Source organism: Bradyrhizobium macuxiense, from assembly GCF_001542415.1.
GTDB lineage: Bacteria > Pseudomonadota > Alphaproteobacteria > Rhizobiales > Xanthobacteraceae > Bradyrhizobium > Bradyrhizobium macuxiense.
Map to the genome: position 1 here is coordinate 132848 of NZ_LNCU01000089.1, position 18727 is coordinate 151574.

The window sequence follows — 18727 nt, forward strand, 5'->3', positions numbered from 1 at the left end:
CTCAACGACGTTTCGCAGCGACGAAGCGCGTCGGCGGTACGCCAACAAACATTTCGGCGTAGGGACCGGCCACTTCCCGGAGGTCGACACGCCGGCCTCCGCAACCTCGCTGTGCACGTTCCCTCCGCTGGAAGGCCAAGCGCGAATGGTTGAATCTGTGGGCGACAAGTCAGGGCTCTCCGAGAGCCGGGAACCAACTCGTTTGCATGAGTTGGATAGTCTACGAGCGCTTGCGGCGATCGGTGTTGTCGGATGGCACTATACGAGCCATTTCGGCGCCGCTCCGCTTCCGTCGCTTATGGCGCCTTTTTATCACCACGGAGAGCTTCTCGTTGACTTCTTCTTCGTGTTGTCCGGCTTTGTGCTTGCCCGCGCGTATTGGAACGACCAGCGCAGAGCGACGTTTGCGAACAACGTTCGCGATCGAATTTCCCGAATGTATCCGTTGCATTTCGCGATGCTTTGCGTCGTGGCCGTCATGCAATGGTTACTGGTCAATCGTCTGACCTCGCCGCCGTTCGTATATCAGTTCAACGACACGTATGATTTCGTGTTGAACCTTCTGATGCTCAATCGAACGGGGCTCGAGCGAGGGCATTCATTCAACGGACCGTCCTGGTCGATCTCGACCGAGTTCGTCGTCAACGTTCTGTTCCTGGCGGCCATCGCGCTTCCGCGTAACATTGCCCGCGCGGGGCTGTTCGCGTTATTCGCGGTGTTGCTTGTCGTCATCCTGAAAGGTGGTCTGATCGACGATGCGACCGCGCCAGGACCCACCAATGACATCTTCCGGACCATTCTCGGCTTCTGCTGCGGACTAGCGCTGCATCATGTGCATTCGCGCTGGCTGTTGCGGATCAACCTGGATCGCGGCCTTGCCGATGGACTTGCCATCGCCGCCGCTTTCGGATTTCTCTTCTACAGCGAGCAGAGTGAATTGGCCGGACTACTCCACCTTGCAGTCGTGGCCATAGGCTTCCCGGCCCTGATCATCGGTGCGATCCATGGCAGGGTGGTTCGGTGGGTTTTGCTGCTGCCCCCGCTGGTCTATCTCGGCACCATTTCCTACTCCATCTATCTCGTGCACTTTCCACTTCAACTGGCCGTGCATCTGGCATCTGTCGCGTTTGTCATCCAGATGCCCTATGACACCGTGCTTTTCCTGCTCGGTTTCTTCTTCGCAGTCGTTGGATTGGCATCGATCACGTACCGCCTGATTGAGCTGCCCGGAAAAGTGCTGCTGCGAAAGCGCCCGATCGCCGCCATCCTTGCCGATCCGTTGGGCCACTCGCCCGTGCAGTGCGCTTCCGAGGGGCGTGCATCGGGATGATGCCCTTGTGCTCCCAGTCGAGCCTGGTCATCACGTTCTGGATCGCCTCATCCGCACCCGGTGCCGGCGTTCGCTACGATCGGGCCGCTAGAAAAAGCCGTCGAGATAGGCCGCCGCATCGTCCGAAAGGCCGACGATCTTGTTGGTGGCCTGGCGGTAGAACTTGAAGTTGAGCTCGGTCTCGGGCCGGCCGTCGTTCCAGTCGGCGTGTCCCTTGAGCTCGGCCCGCCCGAGGCGATGCTTTGCCAGTGCCACGCGCTTGACGGCAATGCTGACGCGCGGCGTTTGCCTGAGGATGCCGGGCTTCCGTGCGACCGCCTCGGCCGACGTGACGACCGCTCGCGCGATCAGGCCCTGCCCGCCTTCGTTCTCGCTCGCGAACAGGAATACAACGTCACCGGCGGCGATGCGCTTGCCGCCATACATGGTCTTTTGGGCTGGGAACGCGAACGTTTTCGCCCCAGGATTACGTATCTCGGCCTTGATCGCGAATGCCATTCCATGCCTTCCGCCGGTCGACCGGACCGCCTGATGCCGCTGCTGTTAGCACGACGAGCTGCCGTCGGGGCGCTATCGCCATTTGCCGACCTGCATTTTGCGCATTGCAACAGACAGCTCCGATTTGACGCGAAATCACGACAATAGCGACAATTTCCGCCAACCCTCGCCAGCCCCGTCGGAATCCCCGGTTTTAGCTCCGCCAAGGTTGTGCTATGCGAAACCATTCAATTGATGTCCGGTTCTGGTCGCATGATCGATCTTGCCCCCCAGGATTCGCAGTCCCGTAGCGGCGTCGGCGTCCAGCCGATCGCGATCGGCGCGGCAGCGCTTGTGCTCGTGCTATTCGGGTTCGGCTCGATCGGACTGTGGCGCGCCTTCGGCAATCCGCCCGAGTCGGATCGGGTGGTCGCCGCCCGTCAGCTGCAGGCCCGCACCGCCCAGATGTCCGAAGCCTTGGCGGAAAAAACCAAGGGGCTTGAGGTGACCCAGCAGGAATCGATCGATCAGTTGCAGGCGATGCAGGATGACGTGCAGACCATGCGCCGGCAGATCGCCGCACAGCAGGCCGACACCAAGAAGCTGTCCGACCAGGTCACGGCGCTGACCGAAGCGGTCGAGAGCCTGCGCCAATCCTTCGCAAGTTCGCAGGCCAGCGAGCAGCCGACAGCCGATCCGTCACCGCGCAAGCGTTCGCGGACGGCGCACCGCAAGCGCGGCGGGTCGCGCAGCTGATCCCGGCGGAGCCGGGAGCCATCCGGGCAGGCGCTACCGCAGCCTCCAAAGCAGCGCGACATTAGACCGATCGCCCCGAAAGCGGCAAAAAAGCCCCGAAAACCGTCGTTTTTGCCGATTTTGCTAGTCCAAATACCCCCGCCAAGCGCCCGGTAACGTGAATTAATCCCGACTTTGTGAACTGGCTCACATATCGGACCTCGAATCCAAGGCATCCTTCATTCACCGGATGGCGTGAGCCGATTTCAATATCCGGGGCTGGCAAGGTCGTTGACGGTATACTGCGTCGACGGCCTTGTTTTTTTGCCCCCAACCGTCGCGCACAAGCCTCGTTGCGCACGTGTTGGAGCTTGCCGAACGCCGCGGCACATGTCGTCGGTCAGCCTGCTCGATGGCGCCCTTACGCGATGCGATCGCGCGAGACACGATCGCGCCTCAGCCTCAACCGCGCGAGCTTCGGCTCGAGCTCGTAGAGCATCCAAATCAGGGCGATTGCCAGGCTGAAGACAATGCCCATGAACAGCAATGTCAGATCAGGAATTGTCAGCATCACTCATGTCCTCTGAGGCCCCGCTCCGACCGGAGCAGCAGCCTTTGTTTCGCAACGCGTCCACGCAGAAACTGACACAACACGAAGCAAGCCGCGTACCAGCGCGCGGCACCAACAAGACGGCCTCGGCATGCCGATACCGAGGCCGTAACAATCACTGCGAACGACCCGCCAGGCGATCAGCCGGCCATGCGCCGCTCGTTGCGGTCAGTCGCATATCTGCACAGACCGGACCTGCCAGCCAAACGGCGTCATCATGCCACGACGGACGACGTAGCAACCGCTGCCGCCGTAGTAGTAGTCGTCGTCGTTGTAGCCATAGCCCGCGTAGTACGGGTTATCGTAGTAGTCGTTGTAGTAATCGTAGGCGCCATAGCCCGCTCCAAAGCCGATCGCGGCCGCAGCGAGCGGGAAACCCCAACCCCAGCCGCGATGGCGCCAGCCACCGTGCCAACCGCGCCCCGCCCATCCGCCACGGAATGCTGGGCCGGCGATCGCCGCGGATCGAAAGCCACCGCCGAATCCGCCGGCGCGGAAGCCCACGCCGCCGCCACGGAAACCACCAAACCCACCACCGTGGAAGCCGCCGCCATGAAAGCCTCCGCCACCTCCGTGGAAGCCGCCACCGCCACCAAAGCCCCGCGCCGATGCGGTGTCGACCCAGAGCAAGCTGACTGAGGCCATCGCCATCAAGGCAATCATCGTTTTGCGCAACATCACTCGTTACTCCTGTCTAAAGTACGTCGGACGCGTCCCAGCGTTCGAATCCTACAAACCCAATGTAGGATCAAGACTTCGACGGGCGCATCATGTCGCACTCACTTCTGCGCGACCGGCGTTCATCGAAGCGGCGGCGTCAGAATCGTTAATCGCTAACAGCCGCGGCAAATGCCTTTCAATCGCTGGTCGATCGATCGGTTCTCGTTGGCGATGACCTGGTCGACGCTCTCTGAGCTTGCCGAACCGGTCGTAACGCCCTCGCCGGTGTTCAGCCTGCCTCCTGAGGATTGTGCAGTGCCCGCGCTGTTGGTGCCGCGCGGCGGGGGTGATGCGAGGTGCTGAGGTGTCGTGCCGGTTGACGGACTGCCGGCACCTTGTCCGGTCGTTTGCGCGAAGGTCGCGGGAGAGGCCAGCAGAATTGCGATTGTCGCGAGTGTGGTGATGGCGGATAATTTGCGCATGGAAATTCTCCTTGCCGATGTCAACGATTCCGCAAGGCGGCAGTTCCGACAGGCATTGGAGCAATGCGGTTTTGCGCAAGCTGATCGAGTTCGACGACGATACATTCGACAAGCTGAAGCAGCTTGGACGCGACCGAATGGCAACCCTTCAGGAGCTCGCCGACGAGGCATTCACCGACCTGCTCAAGAAGCACGGTATCCCGATCGACCTGAAGGACGCGCTGCGCAAGAGCGCTCGGCTGCAGGATGCTGCGAAGCCAAGCCCCGCGGCGTCGCAGGGCGCGCGCAAGCGAGCACGGAAGAGCTGACCCGGCTTCAGCCGATCTTCTTCAGCCCGGCTTTGTACTGCGGGCCTCTGATGGCATAGGATTTGGCCGGCCTCGACAAGTTCTCGATCTGCGCGGCGTCGAGCGTGCGGACCACCCGCGCCGGCGCGCCGATGATCAGGGAGTATTCCGGAAACTCCTTGCCCTCGGTGATGACAGAACCGGCGCCGACGACGCTGCCGCGCCGGATCCGCGCACCGTTCATCACGATCGATCCCATCCCGATCAGCACGCCGTCTTCCAGCGTGCAGCCATGCACGATCGCGTTGTGGCCAATGGTCACGTCCTTGCCGATGGTCAGCGGAAAGCCGGGATCGACGTGAAGGGTCGAGTTGTCCTGGACGTTGGAGCCTTCGCCAATCTCGATCCACTCATTGTCGCCGCGCAGCACGGCGCCGAACCAGACGCTCGCCGAGCGCTTGAGCCGCACCTTGCCGATCACAACGGCAGTATCCGCGATGAAGTAGCTGCCGTCGGCGGGAAGATCGGGCGCCTGCCCATCGAGCTCGTAGATCGCCATGAAGGTCTCCTTGGAGCGCTTTCGAGCGAACCGAACGCCGGTTCGCGCGAAGAAAACGCGTCGAAATGAGAATGCAGAGCTTCGGTTCTGATTCAATCAGAACCGAAGCGCAGGTCGGAGCGACCTTGGCACAGCGGCCGACGTGGTTTCAAGCGAGAGGGACCGCGATCAGGTCAGGCGAGCAGGCCCGCCGCACGCAGTGTCATCAGGAAGAAGGTACCGGACATCAGGCTCCAGAAGCCCGCGATGACCGTTGCCATCATCACGAATTCGAAGCGACGGCGCTCGATACGCGTCCCGCGCAGCGTGTTGCGCATGATGATGAAAGGCGCGGCGAAGACGAGGAACGGCACCGCGGCGAAAGTCTTCGGCGCCACCCCTTGCTGCAGCAGGCCGAACCCGGCCGGGCGCTCGGCCATCATCTGATAGCCGTTGGCCAGCGCGCCCGCGAGGGCGAAACCTATGCAAAGCGAGAACAGGGAATTCAGGGTATCGGGCGACATCGGACTTCCGCTACGCAACAGACGGTCGCCCTGCTTCGCAAAATTACCGACCGGCCGCCACATCATCCTTAAGAAAAGGTTAATACGCGAAATCGATCGCGCCGTCGCGCATCGCGCGTCTGATGCGGATTGCATTGGAATCGTGCGGGAATTCGCCGCGCTCCGTGGCATATTCGCTAACTGATTCGGCCCTGATCTGATCCGATACCTCGTTCATGACGCTTCTTTCGACGGCCCAGCATCTCGCACGCGATACGCGGCGCAATCCGCGCGCGCATCTGCTCCCGATCATCCTTTCCGCGGTCATTGCGGCAGTTGCGATCGCACTGGTCGCCTACCTGTTGTGGCCGACCTACACGACCGCACCGCCGAGCGACCCGTCGCGGCTGCCGGTCAGCGTCGGCGGCACACTGTTCAACGTGCCGACATTGGCAGTGCGCATGAAGATCCAGCGCCATTCCGGGCCGCAGGAGCGTGTCGACCTCGACTTCCTCTATCCTTCGCTCATCGCGCCGGGCGTACCGAAGCACTACAGTGCCGACACGATCGAGGACAAGGTGCAGCCGATCGACCGCATATTCGTGTCGATCGCAGCGCATCACGATTCACTTGCGCCCGACATGCGGCTGCGCACGATCTATCCGCACTATCTGGAAGACGCGGCAACCACTGACGACGGCTTGACCAGGCGCGCATTTCGCAATGGCTCGCCCTATGGCGGCGAGGATCTGTTCACCGCGAGTGAACCGGCACTGACTGCGCGCTGCACGCGTGACACCACCACGCCAGGCATGTGCCTGAGCGAGCGGCGCATCGAGGGCGCCGACCTCACCTTCCGCTTTCCGCGCAGCTGGCTTGTGCAATGGCGCGATATCGCCACCGCAATGGATCGCCTTTCCGCGCAGATGCACAGCGCGAAGGGATAATCTGGCGTCACAACGTTTGAAGATTTCGTAGGGGGCCAAGGCGCACAGCGCCGAGCCCACCATTCCGACTTCGCCCGCGACGGTGGGCACGCTTCGCTCTGCCCACCCTGCGGCTCCGCGCCGAGCCCCTACTCGCTCAGGTCCTCTTCCAGAATCGCCATCTGGAACTGGAACGAGCGATCGTCATCCTCGTCATCGACGAACAGCACGCCGATGAATTCTTCGCCGACATAGACCTCGGCGGAGTCGTCCTTCTTCGGCCGCGGCACCACGCGGATCTTGGGATTGCCGAATACGCGTTTGAGATAGGCGTCGAGCTTCCTGACTTCCTGAACGTCCACGGCAGTCTCCAATCGTGTCGGTGATTTTCCGGGGAGTTTTAGGACGAGATGCCAGAGATCGCCAGAGCCTTTTCAGGCTCCGGCGCCGCGATATTTCTCTGAAAACGCGTCGCCGTCAGAAAACGAACGAAATCAAAGGCCAGTCGCGTTGAGCATCTGGTCCATCGTGCGCGACGGCTCGGCGCAGCCGGCCTCGCCGACGATCTTTGCAGGCACGCCGGCGACGGTGACGTTGTGCGGCACCGGCTTGACCACGACAGAGCCGGCCGCGATGCGCGCGCAATGACCGATCTCGATATTGCCGAGGATCTTGGCGCCAGCGCCGATCAAGACACCGTGGCGGATCTTCGGGTGACGATCCTCGTTCTCCTTGCCGGTGCCGCCGAGCGTCACGCCGTGCAGGATCGAAACATCGTCCTCGATGACGGCGGTCTCGCCGCAGACGAAGCCCGTGGCGTGATCGAGGAAGATGCCGCGGCCGATCCGTGCGGCCGGGTTGATGTCGGTCTGAAACACCGCCGAAGAGCGGCTCTGCAGATAATAGGCAAAATCCTTGCGGCCCTTCTGATAGAGCCAGTGCGCGAGACGGTGGGTCTGCAGCGCGTGGAAGCCCTTGAAGTAGAGCAAGGGATCGATGAAGCGCGAGGTCGCGGGATCGCGGTCATAGACGGCGACGAGGTCGGCGCGGAAGGCATTGCCGAGATCTGGCGTGTCGCGCAGCGCCTCGTCATAGGTCTGGCGGATCAGGTCGCCGGACAATGCCGCATGATCGAGCCGCCCGGCCAGCCGATGCACCACCGAGTCTTCCAGGCGTTCGTGATGGAGCACGGTCGAATAGATGAAGGACGCAAGCTCGGGCTCGCGCCGCACGATGTCTTCAGCCTCGCCGCGCACGCGATCCCATATCGGATCGAGCGCCGCCAGCTTCCCGCCCTGCTGATTGACCTGATGAACTGCCATGGACCGCTCTCGCAATACGGTTGTTCGGTTGCGCGTTATAGCACGGTGTATCCAGCCCGTCCCGGGACGGCTCGGTAGGGTAAACCCCGGCCGAACGCCCCTCGGCGGCCGTTTAGGGCAAGTGGTCGGGATTTTGCCGAAATCAAGCCGTGCTTCTGCAACTATTGGCGGATTTCTTCCCTACCGCAGATTTGGGCATGGTCGGCCCCAATACGGGGGGATACATCATCAATACGCAGATCTTACGCGCGCGCCTGACCGAGACTCGGTCGGTCTGGGTCGCCACCATTGCCATTCCCCTGTTGCTGCTCGCGCCCGCCTTCTGGAACGGCTACCCGCTGCTCCAATGGGATACCGGCGGCTATCTGGCCCGCTGGTACGAGGGGTATCTGGTGCCGAGCCGATCCACCGTGTTCGGCATCTACCTGCACCTCGGTGAGAGGTCGAGCTTCTGGCTCAATCTCGGCATCCAGGCGCTGGCAACGCTGTGGATCCTGCAATTGACGCTGCGGGTGTTTGGCCTCGCCCGGACGGTCCGGCTGGTCCCGATCAGTCTCGCGCTGATCCTGACCACCGCGCTGCCCTGGCTCGCCAGCATGCTGCTGACGGACATCTTTGCCGGCCTGTCGATCCTCGCATTGTTCATCCTCGTCCTGCATGGCGGAAAGATCGCGACGCTGGAAAAATGTGCGCTGTTCGCCTTCATCGCATTCTCGGGCGCCACCCACAGCGCGACGCTCGCGGTTCTGCTCGGCCTGTGTTGCGTCGGCTGGATGGTGCGCCCGTTCCTCGGCAAACGCATCCCGGCCATTAGCCTGCTGCAGGGCAGCCTGACCATCGTTGCGGGCGCCGCGATGTTGCTGGCAGCGAATTTCGCGCTCTCGGGGCAACTCGCCTGGACGCCCGGCGGCTACGGCGTCGCCTTCGGCCGCATGATGCAGGACGGCATCGTCGCGCAGTATCTGCGGGACCATTGCGCGAAGGAGAACCTGAAGCTCTGCCCCTATCGCAACGAGCTGCCGCCGACGGCCGATGACTTCCTGTGGGGCCACAGCATGTTCGACAAGCTCGGACGCTTCGAGGGCCTGAACGACGAGATGGGCCACATCGTGGTGCGGTCGCTCGCCGAGTATCCGGCATGGCAAGCCAAGGCGGCGCTTGCCGCGACCGGGGACCAGCTTGTGCATGTCGCGACCGGCGAAGGCACCAACGGCTGGATACCGCATACCTACGGCATCATCGAGCGCTATATTCCATCGCAGGTCGCGCCGATGCGCGCAGCGCGCCAGCAGCGCTGGCACCTCGATTTCACCGCCATCAACCGCGTCCACGTGCCGGTCGCGCTGGGCTCGATGGTCATCGTCGCGATCCTGTTCGGCTACGGCGTGTGGCGGCGACGGCGCGACGATCTCACCCTGCTCGCAGGCACCGTCACGCTGGCCTTGCTCGGCAACGCTGTCATCTGCGGCGTGATCTCCGGCCCGCACGATCGCTACGGCGCACGCCTGGTCTGGATCGCCACCTTCGTGGTGTTGATCGCAGCCGCACGGTTGTTGGGCGATCGTGATCGCGACGAGCTAAGCTCGCCGTGAGAGGAAGTCGGCGACGCCCGTCTTGTAGACCTTGTCGCCGACCGCCCGCATGTGATCCCGGTTCGGGATATCGAGCACCTCCGCGCCCGGAATGATCTTGCCGAGTGCCACCGCCGAGCCGGCGATCTCGTCCTTGCTGCCCACGGCAATCAAGACCGGCACACGAATGCCGGCGGCTTCCGCACGCGTCATCAGGCCGCGCGATCCGCGCAGGCAGGCCGCGAGCGCGCGGCGATCGGAACGGGTCTGGTCGGCAAAGGCGCGGAAGGTTCGGCCGACCGGATCGGTGACATCGTCGAACGACGGTGCTTCCAGTGCGAGCGCAACATTCTCGCCGGGGCCACCGCCCTCGATCAGTCCGACGCCGATGCCGCCGAGGATCGCCGAGCGCAGTCGCTCGGGATGTTCACGCGCCAGGATTGCGGTCATCCGCGAGCCCAGCGAATAGCCCATGACGTCGGCGCGCGCGATCCCGAGATGATCCATCAGCGCGATCACGTCGCTCGCCATGATCGCGATCTCGTACTGTGCGGGATCGTAGAGCTTGGTGGATTCGCCGTGGCCGCGATTGTCGAGCGCGATGACGCGCCGGCCGGCCTTGACCAGTTCGGACACCCAGGTCGGATAGATCCAGTTGACGTTCTTGCTCGACGCAAAGCCGTGCACGAGCACGATCGGGTCGCCCTCGCCTTCGTCGAGATAGGCAATTTCAACATCGCCGTGGTGAAAACTCGGCATCATCCATTCCGTTGCTTTTGGGGATTGGGATTGGGCGATCGACAGGCGATCGCGAGCTTAGCCCTGGGCGGCAGGACCCGCCAGCGCAACCTGGCCCGCCACCTGCCGCTGCAGGCGGCGCGCCTTGCTCCGCCTGAGCCACGACGCGGTGGCCCGTTCGGTGGTGGCCTTGATCGACGACAGGAAGCCGAACAGCGTGAGCAGCGCACCGAACAGCCACATCGTCAGGTTGAATGTTCCGACCGCGAGCAACAGCGCGCCGCGGCCGAGCAGTTTCAGGATCGCACGGGTCTGGCCGCCCTTCGCTTCCGCAATCCGGGCCGCGCGCGCGAGCTCCTTCGGATTCTCCGCGACCTTCAGCGAGTCCCGCGCAGCGCGGACGCCGGCCGCTTCACCGATGCGTCCGACATCCTTGGCGACGCGAACCAGCGCGCCGGCCTTTTCGGCACGGAACGCAGTGCGGATCGCGCTCGCGGTTTCCGTCGGCCGAAATACCGAGCCGGACGCAACTGCCTCGCGCAGCGCCGGTCCGTCGACGACGTCGCGCGTCGAGCGCCCGGCCCACTCGACCAGCCCTTCGCTCAACCGCCCGGCCTTGCGCGTATCCTTGACCAGCGTCAGCCCGGCACGCAGCGGTCCGACGCCGCCGGCCGAAACGTAGGTCGCGGCCGTGACCGCGAGCCCCGCTGCAGCGAGCCCCAGCACGAGACGGTCCGTATCCTCGCCCATCGCAAGGTGCTTGCCCTCGCGCACGACATCTCTGACATCGCCGAACACGAAGAGATCACCCGCGACCGTGCCGGACAGGCTCGCAACGTCGTCGGCACTGCCGGTCACGAGGCCGGTGGCGAACCCCTTGGCAAAATGCGTGGTGGAATTTTGCTCGGCGACCGCATCGTCGACGCGCTTTGTGAGATCGTCACTGAGCGCGATGTTCTTCTCATGCGCGAGCGCGACAAAGCTCGCCGCGAGATCGGCATCCTCAGACGCAAGCGCGGTCTCGATGTTCTCCGAGAGCAATGCCGGATTGCTCCGCAGGACGGAATTGAGCCTGATATCGGCGAGCGCCGCGGGATCGTTCTGCGCTCCCAGCACCACGCCGGCATCGCGGGCATGCGGCCAGACCGCCGCGCCCAGCGCAGCGCTTGCTGCCATGCCAGCCACCGCGAAGCTGAGACGCATCCGGTTCATTCCGCGCAAAAACCTCTAGTTTAATTCGCCTTGGACATAGTGTGCCGTTTTTGCGACACAACGGCTCCGACCAAAGGAGGGCTTCTCTGGGACGACAAGATTGTGTCGAATTTGCATGAGCAGATGCGCGGTCGGGGCTCTAGGAATCAACAGTTCCCGCCAGTATGGTGCGCGGCATTCGCGGTGCTGTATGCTACCGATTGCGTCCGCCCGTCGTTGCCATCCAAGGTGAGAATATGTCCGACCACGTCGTCCCGCACTTCCATAACGATGCCGGTGTCTCGGTGATCGAGATCGGCTCGCAGGAATTTATGTGCGTGGGCGCCANCCCGCCGTTCGACCATCCGCACGTGTTCCTCGACCTCGGCAACGACAACGAGATCATCTGCCCGTATTGCTCGACGCTCTATCGCTTCGCACCCGACCTCGGTCCTGGTGAGGCACGCCCTCCCGAATGCGTGCTGAAGGACAAGGTCGCCTGACCGCTCCGTGGCGCTGACGCGAACCGTCATCGTAGCAGGCGCCGGAATCGGAGGACTGACGGCGTCGCTGACGCTGGCGGCGCAAGGTTTTCGCGTCGTGGTGCTGGAGAAGGCCGAGCGGCTCGAGGAAGCCGGCGCCGGCATCCAGCTCTCCCCAAACGCCAGCCGGATCCTGGTGGAACTCGGGCTCAAGGAGCGCCTTGCACCGCGCGCGGTGACACCCGAATCCGTCAACGTCATGAGCGCGCGGGCCGGCGGCGAGATCGTGCGGATGCCGCTCGGTGAGGCCGCTTCGTTCCGAGCCGGCGCACCGTATTGGGTGATCCATCGCGCCGACCTGCAGGCCGCGCTGCAAGCCGCAGTCAACGACCATCCCGACATCGATCTCCGCCTCGGCTGTCAGTTCGAGGACGTGGCCAGGCATGCCAGGGGGCTTACGGTGGTGCAGCGGCGCGGCAATGCACGGCAGCAGGAATTGGCGGTTGCACTGATCGGCGCCGATGGCATCTGGTCGTCGGTGCGCGGACATCTGTTCCCCGATGTGCAGCCGCAATTCTCCGGCCTGATCGCATGGCGCGGCACGCTGGAGGCAACCGCGCTGCCGCGCGAATACACCGCGCCGCGTGTGCGGCTCTGGATGGGATCGAACGCGCATCTCGTCACCTATCCGATCTCGGCGGGACGTCAGATCAATGTGGTCGCGATCGTCTCCGGCATATGGAACCGGCCGGGCTGGAGCGCGCCCGGCGACACCAACGAGATCAAGGACGCCTTCGCCACTTCGCGCTGGCCTGCGACAGCGCGGATGCTGGTCGGTGCAGTCGACGGCTGGCGCAAATGGGCGCTGTTCACGCTGCCCGATCTCGGCCACTGGAATGAAGGCGCGGTGGCGCTGCTCGGTGATGCCGCGCATGCGATGCTGCCGTTCGCGGCACAGGGTGCGGGCATGGCGATCGAGGACGCCGCCGTGCTCGCAAAGACCCTGAGCGACAGCACCGGCGAAAACGTCTCAGGCATTCCCGCCGCGCTGACGCGCTACGCACGGATGCGGCGTGCGCGCGTCTTGAAGGTGCAGCGCCTGGCGCGACAGCAGGGACGCATCTATCATCTGAGCGGGCCGGCTGCGCTGGCACGCGATCTCGCCATCCGCGCCATCGGACCGCAGCGCATGCTGACACGACAGGACTGGATCTACGACTGGCGCGCGTGAGGTGTGCGCCTGGCCCCCCTTCAGGTCCGCTTTGCTCGAAAACGCTCTAACGGAGGCCTGAACGCGACCGCGAACCCTTTGCGGCGGGTGTCGGCGCCGGCGTCGGTGTCGCGGCTGGGGTAGCCGGCGGCGTTTCATGACACTTGCCCTTGCGCCAGGCTTCTTCGGCAAATTTCTGCTGGCCATGGATCGCAATCAGTTCGTTGCGATAGGCCATTTCCGATATCACCGCACCGCCGACGCCGGTCCGCGCTTTTGCCATCAACCCTTCCTGCTCCGCGGCGCGGTTCGCAAGGCCCTTTCGTTCGGTCTCGAGTTGCTTGCAATCGTAGAGCTCGTATTTTGCGGGATCGGCAAACGCCGAGGACATGGAGTCGCCGACCTGCGCACAGCCTGATGCGCCCGCGGCCAGGGCGAGCAGCGCAACGACGAGAGCCGCACGCGACAGGCTTCGGCGGCGTGAAGAGCGAACGGGCATGCGGCTTTCTTAGTCCAGACAGTGTTGAGATTGCCTAAAGCAGCCGCCAGTGTCCGGATTGAGGCTTCTTCGGGGCAGCGCACTGCCTTATCCCGTGATGCGCTTGCAACGCAAATGGTATTGCGGGCCGCCGCGCTAAACCATTGAAAGCGCGCCTGTTCACACTGGATAATGGCAATTCCACTCCGGCACCAAACGCGCTAGAAATCGGCGCGCTTGGCGCAACGCGGACGTGGCGGAATTGGTAGACGCAAGGGACTTAAAATCCCTCGATGGCAACGTCGTGTGGGTTCGAGTCCCACCGCCCGCACCAGCCTTCGCTCGCTTCGCAAGCTATGGCGGGGCAGCCTGATCATTCTCTCGCAGCGACGTGAGTGACGGGCGCCTCGCCGATGCGCAACGGGCGAAAGTGGGCCGTCTCCGATCGAGACCTGCGTCAATCGAACACGAGTCCGACGCGCCTCTCCTTCTTCCACACGACCCTGCACTCGTGCCGCTCGCCATCGACAGCGAGGACGAATCGGTCGGGAAACCAGAGCGGCGAGTTGACCTCGATGCCGGCCCCCTCGGCCGAGAGGCTGCGGACCGTGCATGGAATCGCTTCGCTGCCGAACTCGATCGCCCCGGACTTGAGGACCCGGCGACGCGCAGCGGCGCGCCGCTGCGGGGTCGGCATCGGCCGTTGCGCGCCGGTCGGCGCAGGCTTGATCTCGTCTTCGGCCATGGACCCGTTGCGATATGCACAAAAGCGTGCATTCAAATTACGGCCCGAACCTGACACGAGGCTTACAAGTAAACAACCCTGAGATGTAGCAAACGACCCCGGGCAAGAGCCGGCATGCCAACCAAATGCGCAAGATCGCCTGCGACATGAGAGCGCGCGGTATCGCAATGCTTGCATCACCTCGTCCCGTTACGCCGTACAGGAGAGCCGGTGCTGACGCGGACGACGAGAAACGAGAAATGGCCGGGCAAGCCCGGCCATTTCGTCTTCCTCGAGCAGGACTCCCACCCTACTCCGACTTGTCGATGTTCCAGAAGATCGGCGTCGCCGGGCCGTCAAGCACACCGGTCAGCGACTTCCGCCACACGCTGGGCGCCTGATACTGGCCGAGCGGAATGTAGATGACTTGATCGTAGGCTTCCTTCTGGATATCGGCTGCGATCTTCTTCTGCTCGTCGAGCGAGGGCGCACGAACAAAGGCGTCTTTCAGCTGTTCGATCTTGGCGTCTTCGGCCCAGCCGAACCACCCGCCATTCTTGCCCTGTCCGCCGATCGATAGGTTGGTGATCGGATTGGAGACGTCGGCGCTGACCCAGTTGGTGAAGAACATGTTCCAGCCGCCCTCCTTCGGAGGCTTCTGGCTGGCGCGCCGGCTGACGACGGTCTGCCAGTCGGTCGCCTGCAGGTCGACCTTGAAGCCCGCCTCCCGCAATTGCTGGGCGACGACCACCGGCTGAGCCTTGAGCGTGGTGACGTCCCCCGGCGCCATGATCACGACGGGCGTACCATCGTAACCGGACTCGGCGAGCGCCTTCTTCGCCGCGGCCATGTCGCCACCCTTCAACAGCGTCTCACCACCGGCATCGGTCGCGAACGGCGTGTCGCAGATGAAGAACGCGACACAGGTCTTGTAGTATTTCGAATTGCCGACCAGCGCATCGAGCACCTCCTTCTGGTTGATGGCCAGCAGCGCAGCGCGACGAACCTTGACGTTGTCAAAGGGCGGATGGAGGAAGTTCATGCGGCCGAGGGTCTGGAAGCCGAACTTGTTCAGCGTCTCGACCTTGAGGTCCGGGTTGCTTTCGAGAATCGGCAACATCTCGAACGACGGGTTTTCCATGAAATCGATGTCGCCCGACTGCAGCGCGTTGATCGCCGTCTGAGCGTCCGACATCGTCAGCCACTCGACGCGGTCAACCTTCACGACCTTGCCGCCCGCGGTCCAGCTCGCCGGCTCCTTGCGCGGCACGTAATCCTTGTTCTTGACGTACACCGCCTTCACGCCCGGCTGGAATTCGGCCTGGACGAACTTGAAGGGGCCGGAGCCGATCTGCTCCGGAATCGGCTTGTCCGGCGGCGTCTCGGCGAGACGCTTCGGCATCATGAAGGCAACGCGCGACGACGGCTTGGCGATCGAATCCAGAACGAGGCCGTAGGGTTCCTTCAGCTTCAGCGTGATCGTCTTGGCATCGGTGGCCTCGAGGCTGGCGGTGAAGTCCATCAGCTTCTGGCCCATGCCGTCGACCTTGGCCCAGCGCTTCAGCGAAGCAACGCAGTCTTCAGCGGTCACGGGCGTACCGTCATGCCACTTCAAGCCGTCGCGCAGCGTGAATGTGTAGGTGAGCTTGTCGTCGGACACCTTCCAGTCCGCCATCTGCGGCTGGACCTTGAAGTTGGCGTCGGTCGCCAGCAGCGTGTCGTAGATCATGTAGCCGTGGTCGCGCGTAATATAGGCGGTGGTCAGGATCGGATCGATGATGCGCAGATCCGAATGCATCACCGCGGTGATGGTCTTCTCCGCGGCCATCGCCTGCGGCGCAGACGACAGCGCGAGCGCCGACAGCGCCGCCGCTATCGTGTAATGCTTCCAACGCGAGCTACGGAACATGCAATCTCTCCTGACGTGAAAGTGGTCAAAGCCGGCTTATTCGTTATGCATGTGGTTCGTTATTTAGGCGAACTAACACGCTGTATGGCTTGCGAAATCGAGACTTGCATCAAGTCCTGAGCGCGTCAATCCGGTTTTGGTCGCGATCGGACGTACACAAACGAATTTCGTGGGCCGCTGCATTTTGGCTTTACAAAATCATCGCCTGAGATTTTCGTAGGCGCGCGCGATGCGAGGCGCGGTCAGAACAACAAGCGAGAAAAACCATGAACCCAGCCAATCTCCCCTTTGATTCCGACGCAATGCTGCAGGGCCTGCGTGGCTGGGTCGAGTGCGAGAGCCCAACCTGGGACGCTGCGGCGGTCGAGCGCATGCTCGATATCGCAGCGCGGGAGATGGCGATCATGGGTGCGACCATCGAACGCATCGCCGGGCGCCAGGGCTTTGCCGGCTGCGTGCGCGCCCGCTTTCCGCATCCGAAGCAAGGTCAGCCTGGCATCCTGATCGCGGGACATATGGACACCGTGCATCCGGTCGGCACCATCGAGAAGCTGAAATGGCGGCGCGAAGGCGACAAGTGCTATGGCCCCGGCATCTACGACATGAAGGGCGGCAACTACTTGTCGCTCGAAGCGATCAGACAACTGGCACGTGCGTCGTTCACGACGCCGCTGCCGATCACCGTGCTGTTCACGCCTGACGAAGAGGTCGGCACGCCGTCGACGCGCGACGTCATCGAAGCGGAAGCCGCGCGCAACAAATACGTGCTGGTGCCCGAGCCGGGCCGGCCGAACAACGGCGTCGTCACCGGACGCTACGCGATCGCGCGCTTCAATCTGGAAGCGATCGGCAAACCGAGCCATGCCGGCGCTACGCTCTCCTCAGGCCGCTCGGCGATCCGCGAGATGGCGCGGCAGATTCTCGCCATCGACGGCATGACCACCGAGGACTGCACCTTTTCGGTCGGCATTGTGCATGGCGGCCAATGGGTCAATTGCGTTGCAACAACCTGCACCGGCGAAGCATTAAGCATGGCCAAGCGCCAGGCCGATCTCGACCGCGGCGTCGAGCGGATGCTGGCGCTGTCGGGCACCAGCAACGACGTGACATTCAAGGTGGCACGCGGCGTCACCCGTCCGGTCTGGGAGCCTGACGCCGGCACCATGGCGCTCTACGAAAAGGCCAAGGGCCTCGCCCGCGACATGGGTCTCGATCTGCCACACGGAAGTGCCGGCGGTGGCTCCGACGGCAATTTCACCGGCGCCATGGGCATCCCCACCCTCGACGGCCTCGGTGTCCGCGGTGCCGATGCGCATACGCTCAATGAGCATATCGAGGTCAACAGCCTCGCCGAGCGCGGCCGTCTGATGGCAGCGTTGTTGGCAACGCTGGAATAATCGCCGTCGCGAGCCGATACGGATCTCTTGCTGCAGGAGGACTTGAAGCGCAAATGCAATCCACCATTCAGTGGACGGCCTCGCGCTTCACGACGGGAATAATCCCCAAGGGGGACTAGCTGCACCGCAAAAACGCCGGCCCCGATGGCACAGGACTTGCTGAGGTGCTACGGTCCAGCCGGGACTTCATCGACCACAATCCAACGGAGCGAATTTGCTCGGCTATCTTGTTCGCCGCATCCTCGCTGCCATTCCCGTGATGGGCGTGGTCGCATTGTTCGTGTTCCTGCTGCTGCGGCTGACGCCCGGCGATCCCGCTGCGATCCTCGCCGGCGACAACGCGACACCTGAGCAGCTTGAACGCATCAGAAACTCGCTCGGCCTCAACGAGCCGATCTACATCCAGTTCTACACCTGGATCATGAAGCTGCTGCACGGCGATCTCGGCGTCTCCTTGATCTCCAACGTGCCGGTGCTCAAGATGATCAGCCAGCGCGTCGAGCCCTCGATTTCGATTGCACTGACCACGATCGTGCTCTCGATCCTGGTCGCGGTGCCGCTCGGCGTGATCGCCGCGTGGAAGCACGGAACCTGGATCGACCGCTGCGTGATGGGTCTGTCGGTGCTTGGTTTCTCGGTGCCGGTGTTCGTAATCGGCTATGTGCTGATCCAGGTCTTCGCGATCGATCTGCGCTGGGTGCCGGTGCAAGGCTTCAAGAGCATCTCGGCCGGCTTCGGTCCGTTCTTCGAGCGCATCATCCTGCCGACCTGCACGCTCTCCTTCATCTATGTGGCGCTGATCGCGCGCATGACACGCGCGTCGATGCTCGATGTCCTCGGCGAGGATTACGTGCGCACCGCGCGCGCCAAGGGCATCGGCGAGACCGGCGTGCTGCTGCGCCATGCGTTGCGCAACGCCGCCGTACCCGTCATTACAGTGATCGGCTCGGGCTTCGCGCTGCTGATCTCCGGCGTCGTCGTCACTGAGAGCGTGTTCAATCTGCCCGGCATCGGCCGCCTCACCGTCGACGCGGTGCTGGCGCGCGACTACCCGGTGATCCAGGCGATGATCCTGCTGACGTCGGGCATCTATGTCGGCGTCAATCTCGTGATCGACGTCGCTTACACCCTGCTCGATCCTCGTATCCGGTACTGAG

The 18727-nt window shown here is 63.3% G+C and carries 22 protein-coding genes, 1 tRNA gene and 2 pseudogenes; 11 read left to right on the plus strand and 14 right to left on the minus strand.

Annotation, left to right across the window (positions count from 1 at the left end):
- Nucleotides 1-145: 145 nt before the first annotated feature.
- Nucleotides 146-1330 (plus strand): acyltransferase family protein, encoded by a 1185-nt coding sequence (locus AS156_RS27095; protein ID WP_082747757.1) that lies wholly within the window; start codon nucleotides 146-148, stop codon nucleotides 1328-1330.
- 87 nt (nucleotides 1331-1417) lie between these two features.
- Here the strand turns inward: AS156_RS27095 and AS156_RS27100 are convergent, their stop codons facing one another.
- Nucleotides 1418-1828 carry a hypothetical protein gene (locus AS156_RS27100; protein ID WP_066510945.1) on the minus strand — a complete coding sequence of 137 codons (411 nt, stop codon included), beginning with the start codon at nucleotides 1826-1828 and terminating at the stop codon, nucleotides 1418-1420.
- Nucleotides 1829-2080: 252 nt separating this feature from the next.
- Here AS156_RS27100 and AS156_RS27105 point away from each other — a divergent pair, with 252 nt between their 5' ends.
- Nucleotides 2081-2563, plus strand: coding sequence for a hypothetical protein (locus AS156_RS27105; protein WP_066510951.1), 483 nt, complete (start codon nucleotides 2081-2083; stop codon nucleotides 2561-2563).
- A gap of 400 nt (nucleotides 2564-2963) precedes the next feature.
- Here the strand turns inward: AS156_RS27105 and AS156_RS43530 are convergent, their stop codons facing one another.
- The 3 genes from AS156_RS43530 to AS156_RS27115 all read right to left on the minus strand — a co-directional run bounded on the left by AS156_RS43530 (nucleotide 2964) and on the right by AS156_RS27115 (nucleotide 4294).
- Nucleotides 2964-3113, minus strand: a complete 150-nt coding sequence (locus tag AS156_RS43530; RefSeq protein ID WP_201456117.1) for a hypothetical protein — start codon at nucleotides 3111-3113, stop codon at nucleotides 2964-2966.
- 207 nt (nucleotides 3114-3320) lie between these two features.
- Nucleotides 3321-3830 (minus strand): hypothetical protein, encoded by a 510-nt coding sequence (locus AS156_RS27110; protein ID WP_347336647.1) that lies wholly within the window; start codon nucleotides 3828-3830, stop codon nucleotides 3321-3323.
- A gap of 155 nt (nucleotides 3831-3985) precedes the next feature.
- Entirely contained in the window at nucleotides 3986-4294 is a 309-nt protein-coding gene (locus AS156_RS27115) for a hypothetical protein (RefSeq protein ID WP_066510953.1), read from the minus strand.
- 17 nt (nucleotides 4295-4311) lie between these two features.
- Between AS156_RS27115 and AS156_RS27120 the strand changes: the two genes are divergently transcribed.
- Nucleotides 4312-4602, plus strand: a complete 291-nt coding sequence (locus tag AS156_RS27120; RefSeq protein WP_347336648.1) for a hypothetical protein — start codon at nucleotides 4312-4314, stop codon at nucleotides 4600-4602.
- 7 nt (nucleotides 4603-4609) lie between these two features.
- Here the strand turns inward: AS156_RS27120 and AS156_RS27125 are convergent, their stop codons facing one another.
- The 3 genes from AS156_RS27125 to AS156_RS43035 form a co-directional block, all read right to left on the minus strand.
- On the minus strand, nucleotides 4610-5140 hold the full coding sequence (locus AS156_RS27125; protein ID WP_066510955.1) for a gamma carbonic anhydrase family protein: 531 nt from the start codon (nucleotides 5138-5140) through the stop codon (nucleotides 4610-4612).
- Nucleotides 5141-5313: 173 nt separating this feature from the next.
- Nucleotides 5314-5643 (minus strand): DUF6949 family protein, encoded by a 330-nt coding sequence (locus AS156_RS27130; RefSeq protein ID WP_066511088.1) that lies wholly within the window; start codon nucleotides 5641-5643, stop codon nucleotides 5314-5316.
- Nucleotides 5644-5722: 79 nt separating this feature from the next.
- On the minus strand, nucleotides 5723-5860 hold the full coding sequence (locus AS156_RS43035; protein WP_160331147.1) for a hypothetical protein: 138 nt from the start codon (nucleotides 5858-5860) through the stop codon (nucleotides 5723-5725).
- Between AS156_RS43035 and AS156_RS27135 the strand changes: the two genes are divergently transcribed.
- Nucleotides 5859-6569, plus strand: coding sequence for a hypothetical protein (locus AS156_RS27135; RefSeq protein ID WP_066510958.1), 711 nt, complete (start codon nucleotides 5859-5861; stop codon nucleotides 6567-6569). The genes AS156_RS43035 and AS156_RS27135 overlap by 2 nt on opposite strands.
- 128 nt (nucleotides 6570-6697) lie before the next feature.
- Here AS156_RS27135 and AS156_RS27140 read toward each other — a convergent pair whose 3' ends face one another.
- Both AS156_RS27140 and cysE read right to left on the minus strand, forming a co-directional pair.
- Complete coding sequence (locus AS156_RS27140) at nucleotides 6698-6910, minus strand: DUF3126 family protein (RefSeq protein WP_066511091.1); 213 nt, start codon at nucleotides 6908-6910, stop codon at nucleotides 6698-6700.
- Between the two features lie 132 nt (nucleotides 6911-7042).
- Nucleotides 7043-7870, minus strand: a complete 828-nt coding sequence (gene cysE, locus AS156_RS27145) for a serine O-acetyltransferase (protein WP_066510961.1) — start codon at nucleotides 7868-7870, stop codon at nucleotides 7043-7045.
- A 197-nt stretch (nucleotides 7871-8067) separates the two neighbouring features.
- Between cysE and AS156_RS27150 the strand changes: the two genes are divergently transcribed.
- A complete protein-coding gene (locus AS156_RS27150) occupies nucleotides 8068-9462 on the plus strand; it encodes a hypothetical protein (protein ID WP_066510963.1) in 1395 nt (464 codons plus the stop codon).
- Here AS156_RS27150 and AS156_RS27155 read toward each other — a convergent pair.
- Nucleotides 9448-10200, minus strand: a complete 753-nt coding sequence (locus AS156_RS27155; RefSeq protein WP_066511099.1) for an alpha/beta fold hydrolase — start codon at nucleotides 10198-10200, stop codon at nucleotides 9448-9450. The two genes, AS156_RS27150 and AS156_RS27155, sit on opposite strands and share 15 nt — an antisense overlap.
- 57 nt (nucleotides 10201-10257) lie before the next feature.
- Nucleotides 10258-11391 (minus strand): hypothetical protein, encoded by a 1134-nt coding sequence (locus AS156_RS27160; protein WP_066510965.1) that lies wholly within the window; start codon nucleotides 11389-11391, stop codon nucleotides 10258-10260.
- A gap of 236 nt (nucleotides 11392-11627) precedes the next feature.
- On the opposite strand from AS156_RS27160, the pseudogene AS156_RS45000 reads away from it, so the two are divergent.
- The 3 genes and pseudogenes from AS156_RS45000 to AS156_RS27170 all read left to right on the plus strand — a co-directional run.
- Nucleotides 11628-11718 (plus strand): annotated as a pseudogene (locus AS156_RS45000) (zinc-finger domain-containing protein); the annotation flags it as partial.
- Nucleotide 11719: 1 nt separating this feature from the next.
- Nucleotides 11720-11873: pseudogene (locus tag AS156_RS45005) on the plus strand (zinc-finger domain-containing protein); the annotation flags it as partial.
- Nucleotides 11874-11880: 7 nt separating this feature from the next.
- Nucleotides 11881-13083, plus strand: a complete 1203-nt coding sequence (locus AS156_RS27170) for an FAD-dependent monooxygenase (RefSeq protein ID WP_066510972.1) — start codon at nucleotides 11881-11883, stop codon at nucleotides 13081-13083.
- A 46-nt stretch (nucleotides 13084-13129) separates the two neighbouring features.
- On the opposite strand, the gene AS156_RS27175 is transcribed toward AS156_RS27170, so the two are convergent.
- Nucleotides 13130-13561, minus strand: a complete 432-nt coding sequence (locus AS156_RS27175) for a twin-arginine translocation pathway signal (RefSeq protein WP_066510974.1) — start codon at nucleotides 13559-13561, stop codon at nucleotides 13130-13132.
- Nucleotides 13562-13787: 226 nt separating this feature from the next.
- Here AS156_RS27175 and AS156_RS27180 point away from each other — a divergent pair.
- Nucleotides 13788-13874: transfer RNA gene (locus tag AS156_RS27180), tRNA-Leu, on the plus strand.
- A 123-nt stretch (nucleotides 13875-13997) separates the two neighbouring features.
- Here AS156_RS27180 and AS156_RS27185 read toward each other — a convergent pair.
- Nucleotides 13998-14285: a PilZ domain-containing protein gene (locus AS156_RS27185; RefSeq protein WP_245313084.1), complete on the minus strand. Its 288-nt coding sequence runs from the start codon at nucleotides 14283-14285 to the stop codon at nucleotides 13998-14000.
- Between the two features lie 289 nt (nucleotides 14286-14574).
- The gene (locus tag AS156_RS27190) at nucleotides 14575-16173 is read right to left on the minus strand and encodes an ABC transporter substrate-binding protein (RefSeq protein WP_066510976.1); all 1599 of its coding nucleotides are present in this window, start codon (nucleotides 16171-16173) and stop codon (nucleotides 14575-14577) included.
- Nucleotides 16174-16439: 266 nt separating this feature from the next.
- Here AS156_RS27190 and AS156_RS27195 point away from each other — a divergent pair, with 266 nt between their 5' ends.
- Entirely contained in the window at nucleotides 16440-17570 is a 1131-nt protein-coding gene (locus AS156_RS27195; RefSeq protein ID WP_066510979.1) for a M20/M25/M40 family metallo-hydrolase, read from the plus strand.
- Nucleotides 17571-17784: 214 nt separating this feature from the next.
- Entirely contained in the window at nucleotides 17785-18726 is a 942-nt protein-coding gene (locus AS156_RS27200) for an ABC transporter permease (protein WP_066510982.1), read from the plus strand.
- Nucleotide 18727 lies beyond the last annotated feature (1 nt).

Excerpts from the sequence above, each read along its gene's own strand:
- AS156_RS27095 (WP_082747757.1), top strand. The coding sequence starts at position 146 with ATGGTTGAATCTGTGGGCGACAAGTCAGGGCTCTCCGAGAGCCGGGAA.
- AS156_RS27100 (WP_066510945.1), bottom strand. The coding sequence starts at position 1,828 with ATGGCATTCGCGATCAAGGCCGAGATACGTAATCCTGGGGCGAAAACG.
- AS156_RS27105 (WP_066510951.1), top strand. The coding sequence starts at position 2,081 with ATGATCGATCTTGCCCCCCAGGATTCGCAGTCCCGTAGCGGCGTCGGC.
- AS156_RS43530 (WP_201456117.1), bottom strand. The coding sequence starts at position 3,113 with ATGCTGACAATTCCTGATCTGACATTGCTGTTCATGGGCATTGTCTTC.
- AS156_RS27110 (WP_347336647.1), bottom strand. The coding sequence starts at position 3,830 with ATGTTGCGCAAAACGATGATTGCCTTGATGGCGATGGCCTCAGTCAGC.
- AS156_RS27115 (WP_066510953.1), bottom strand. The coding sequence starts at position 4,294 with ATGCGCAAATTATCCGCCATCACCACACTCGCGACAATCGCAATTCTG.
- AS156_RS27120 (WP_347336648.1), top strand. The coding sequence starts at position 4,312 with ATGTCAACGATTCCGCAAGGCGGCAGTTCCGACAGGCATTGGAGCAAT.
- AS156_RS27125 (WP_066510955.1), bottom strand. The coding sequence starts at position 5,140 with ATGGCGATCTACGAGCTCGATGGGCAGGCGCCCGATCTTCCCGCCGAC.
- AS156_RS27130 (WP_066511088.1), bottom strand. The coding sequence starts at position 5,643 with ATGTCGCCCGATACCCTGAATTCCCTGTTCTCGCTTTGCATAGGTTTC.
- AS156_RS27135 (WP_066510958.1), top strand. The coding sequence starts at position 5,859 with ATGACGCTTCTTTCGACGGCCCAGCATCTCGCACGCGATACGCGGCGC.
- AS156_RS43035 (WP_160331147.1), bottom strand. The coding sequence starts at position 5,860 with ATGAACGAGGTATCGGATCAGATCAGGGCCGAATCAGTTAGCGAATAT.
- cysE (WP_066510961.1), bottom strand. The coding sequence starts at position 7,870 with ATGGCAGTTCATCAGGTCAATCAGCAGGGCGGGAAGCTGGCGGCGCTC.
- AS156_RS27150 (WP_066510963.1), top strand. The coding sequence starts at position 8,068 with ATGGTCGGCCCCAATACGGGGGGATACATCATCAATACGCAGATCTTA.
- AS156_RS27155 (WP_066511099.1), bottom strand. The coding sequence starts at position 10,200 with ATGCCGAGTTTTCACCACGGCGATGTTGAAATTGCCTATCTCGACGAA.
- AS156_RS27160 (WP_066510965.1), bottom strand. The coding sequence starts at position 11,391 with ATGAACCGGATGCGTCTCAGCTTCGCGGTGGCTGGCATGGCAGCAAGC.
- AS156_RS27175 (WP_066510974.1), bottom strand. The coding sequence starts at position 13,561 with ATGCCCGTTCGCTCTTCACGCCGCCGAAGCCTGTCGCGTGCGGCTCTC.
- AS156_RS27185 (WP_245313084.1), bottom strand. The coding sequence starts at position 14,285 with ATGGCCGAAGACGAGATCAAGCCTGCGCCGACCGGCGCGCAACGGCCG.
- AS156_RS27190 (WP_066510976.1), bottom strand. The coding sequence starts at position 16,173 with ATGTTCCGTAGCTCGCGTTGGAAGCATTACACGATAGCGGCGGCGCTG.
- AS156_RS27195 (WP_066510979.1), top strand. The coding sequence starts at position 16,440 with ATGAACCCAGCCAATCTCCCCTTTGATTCCGACGCAATGCTGCAGGGC.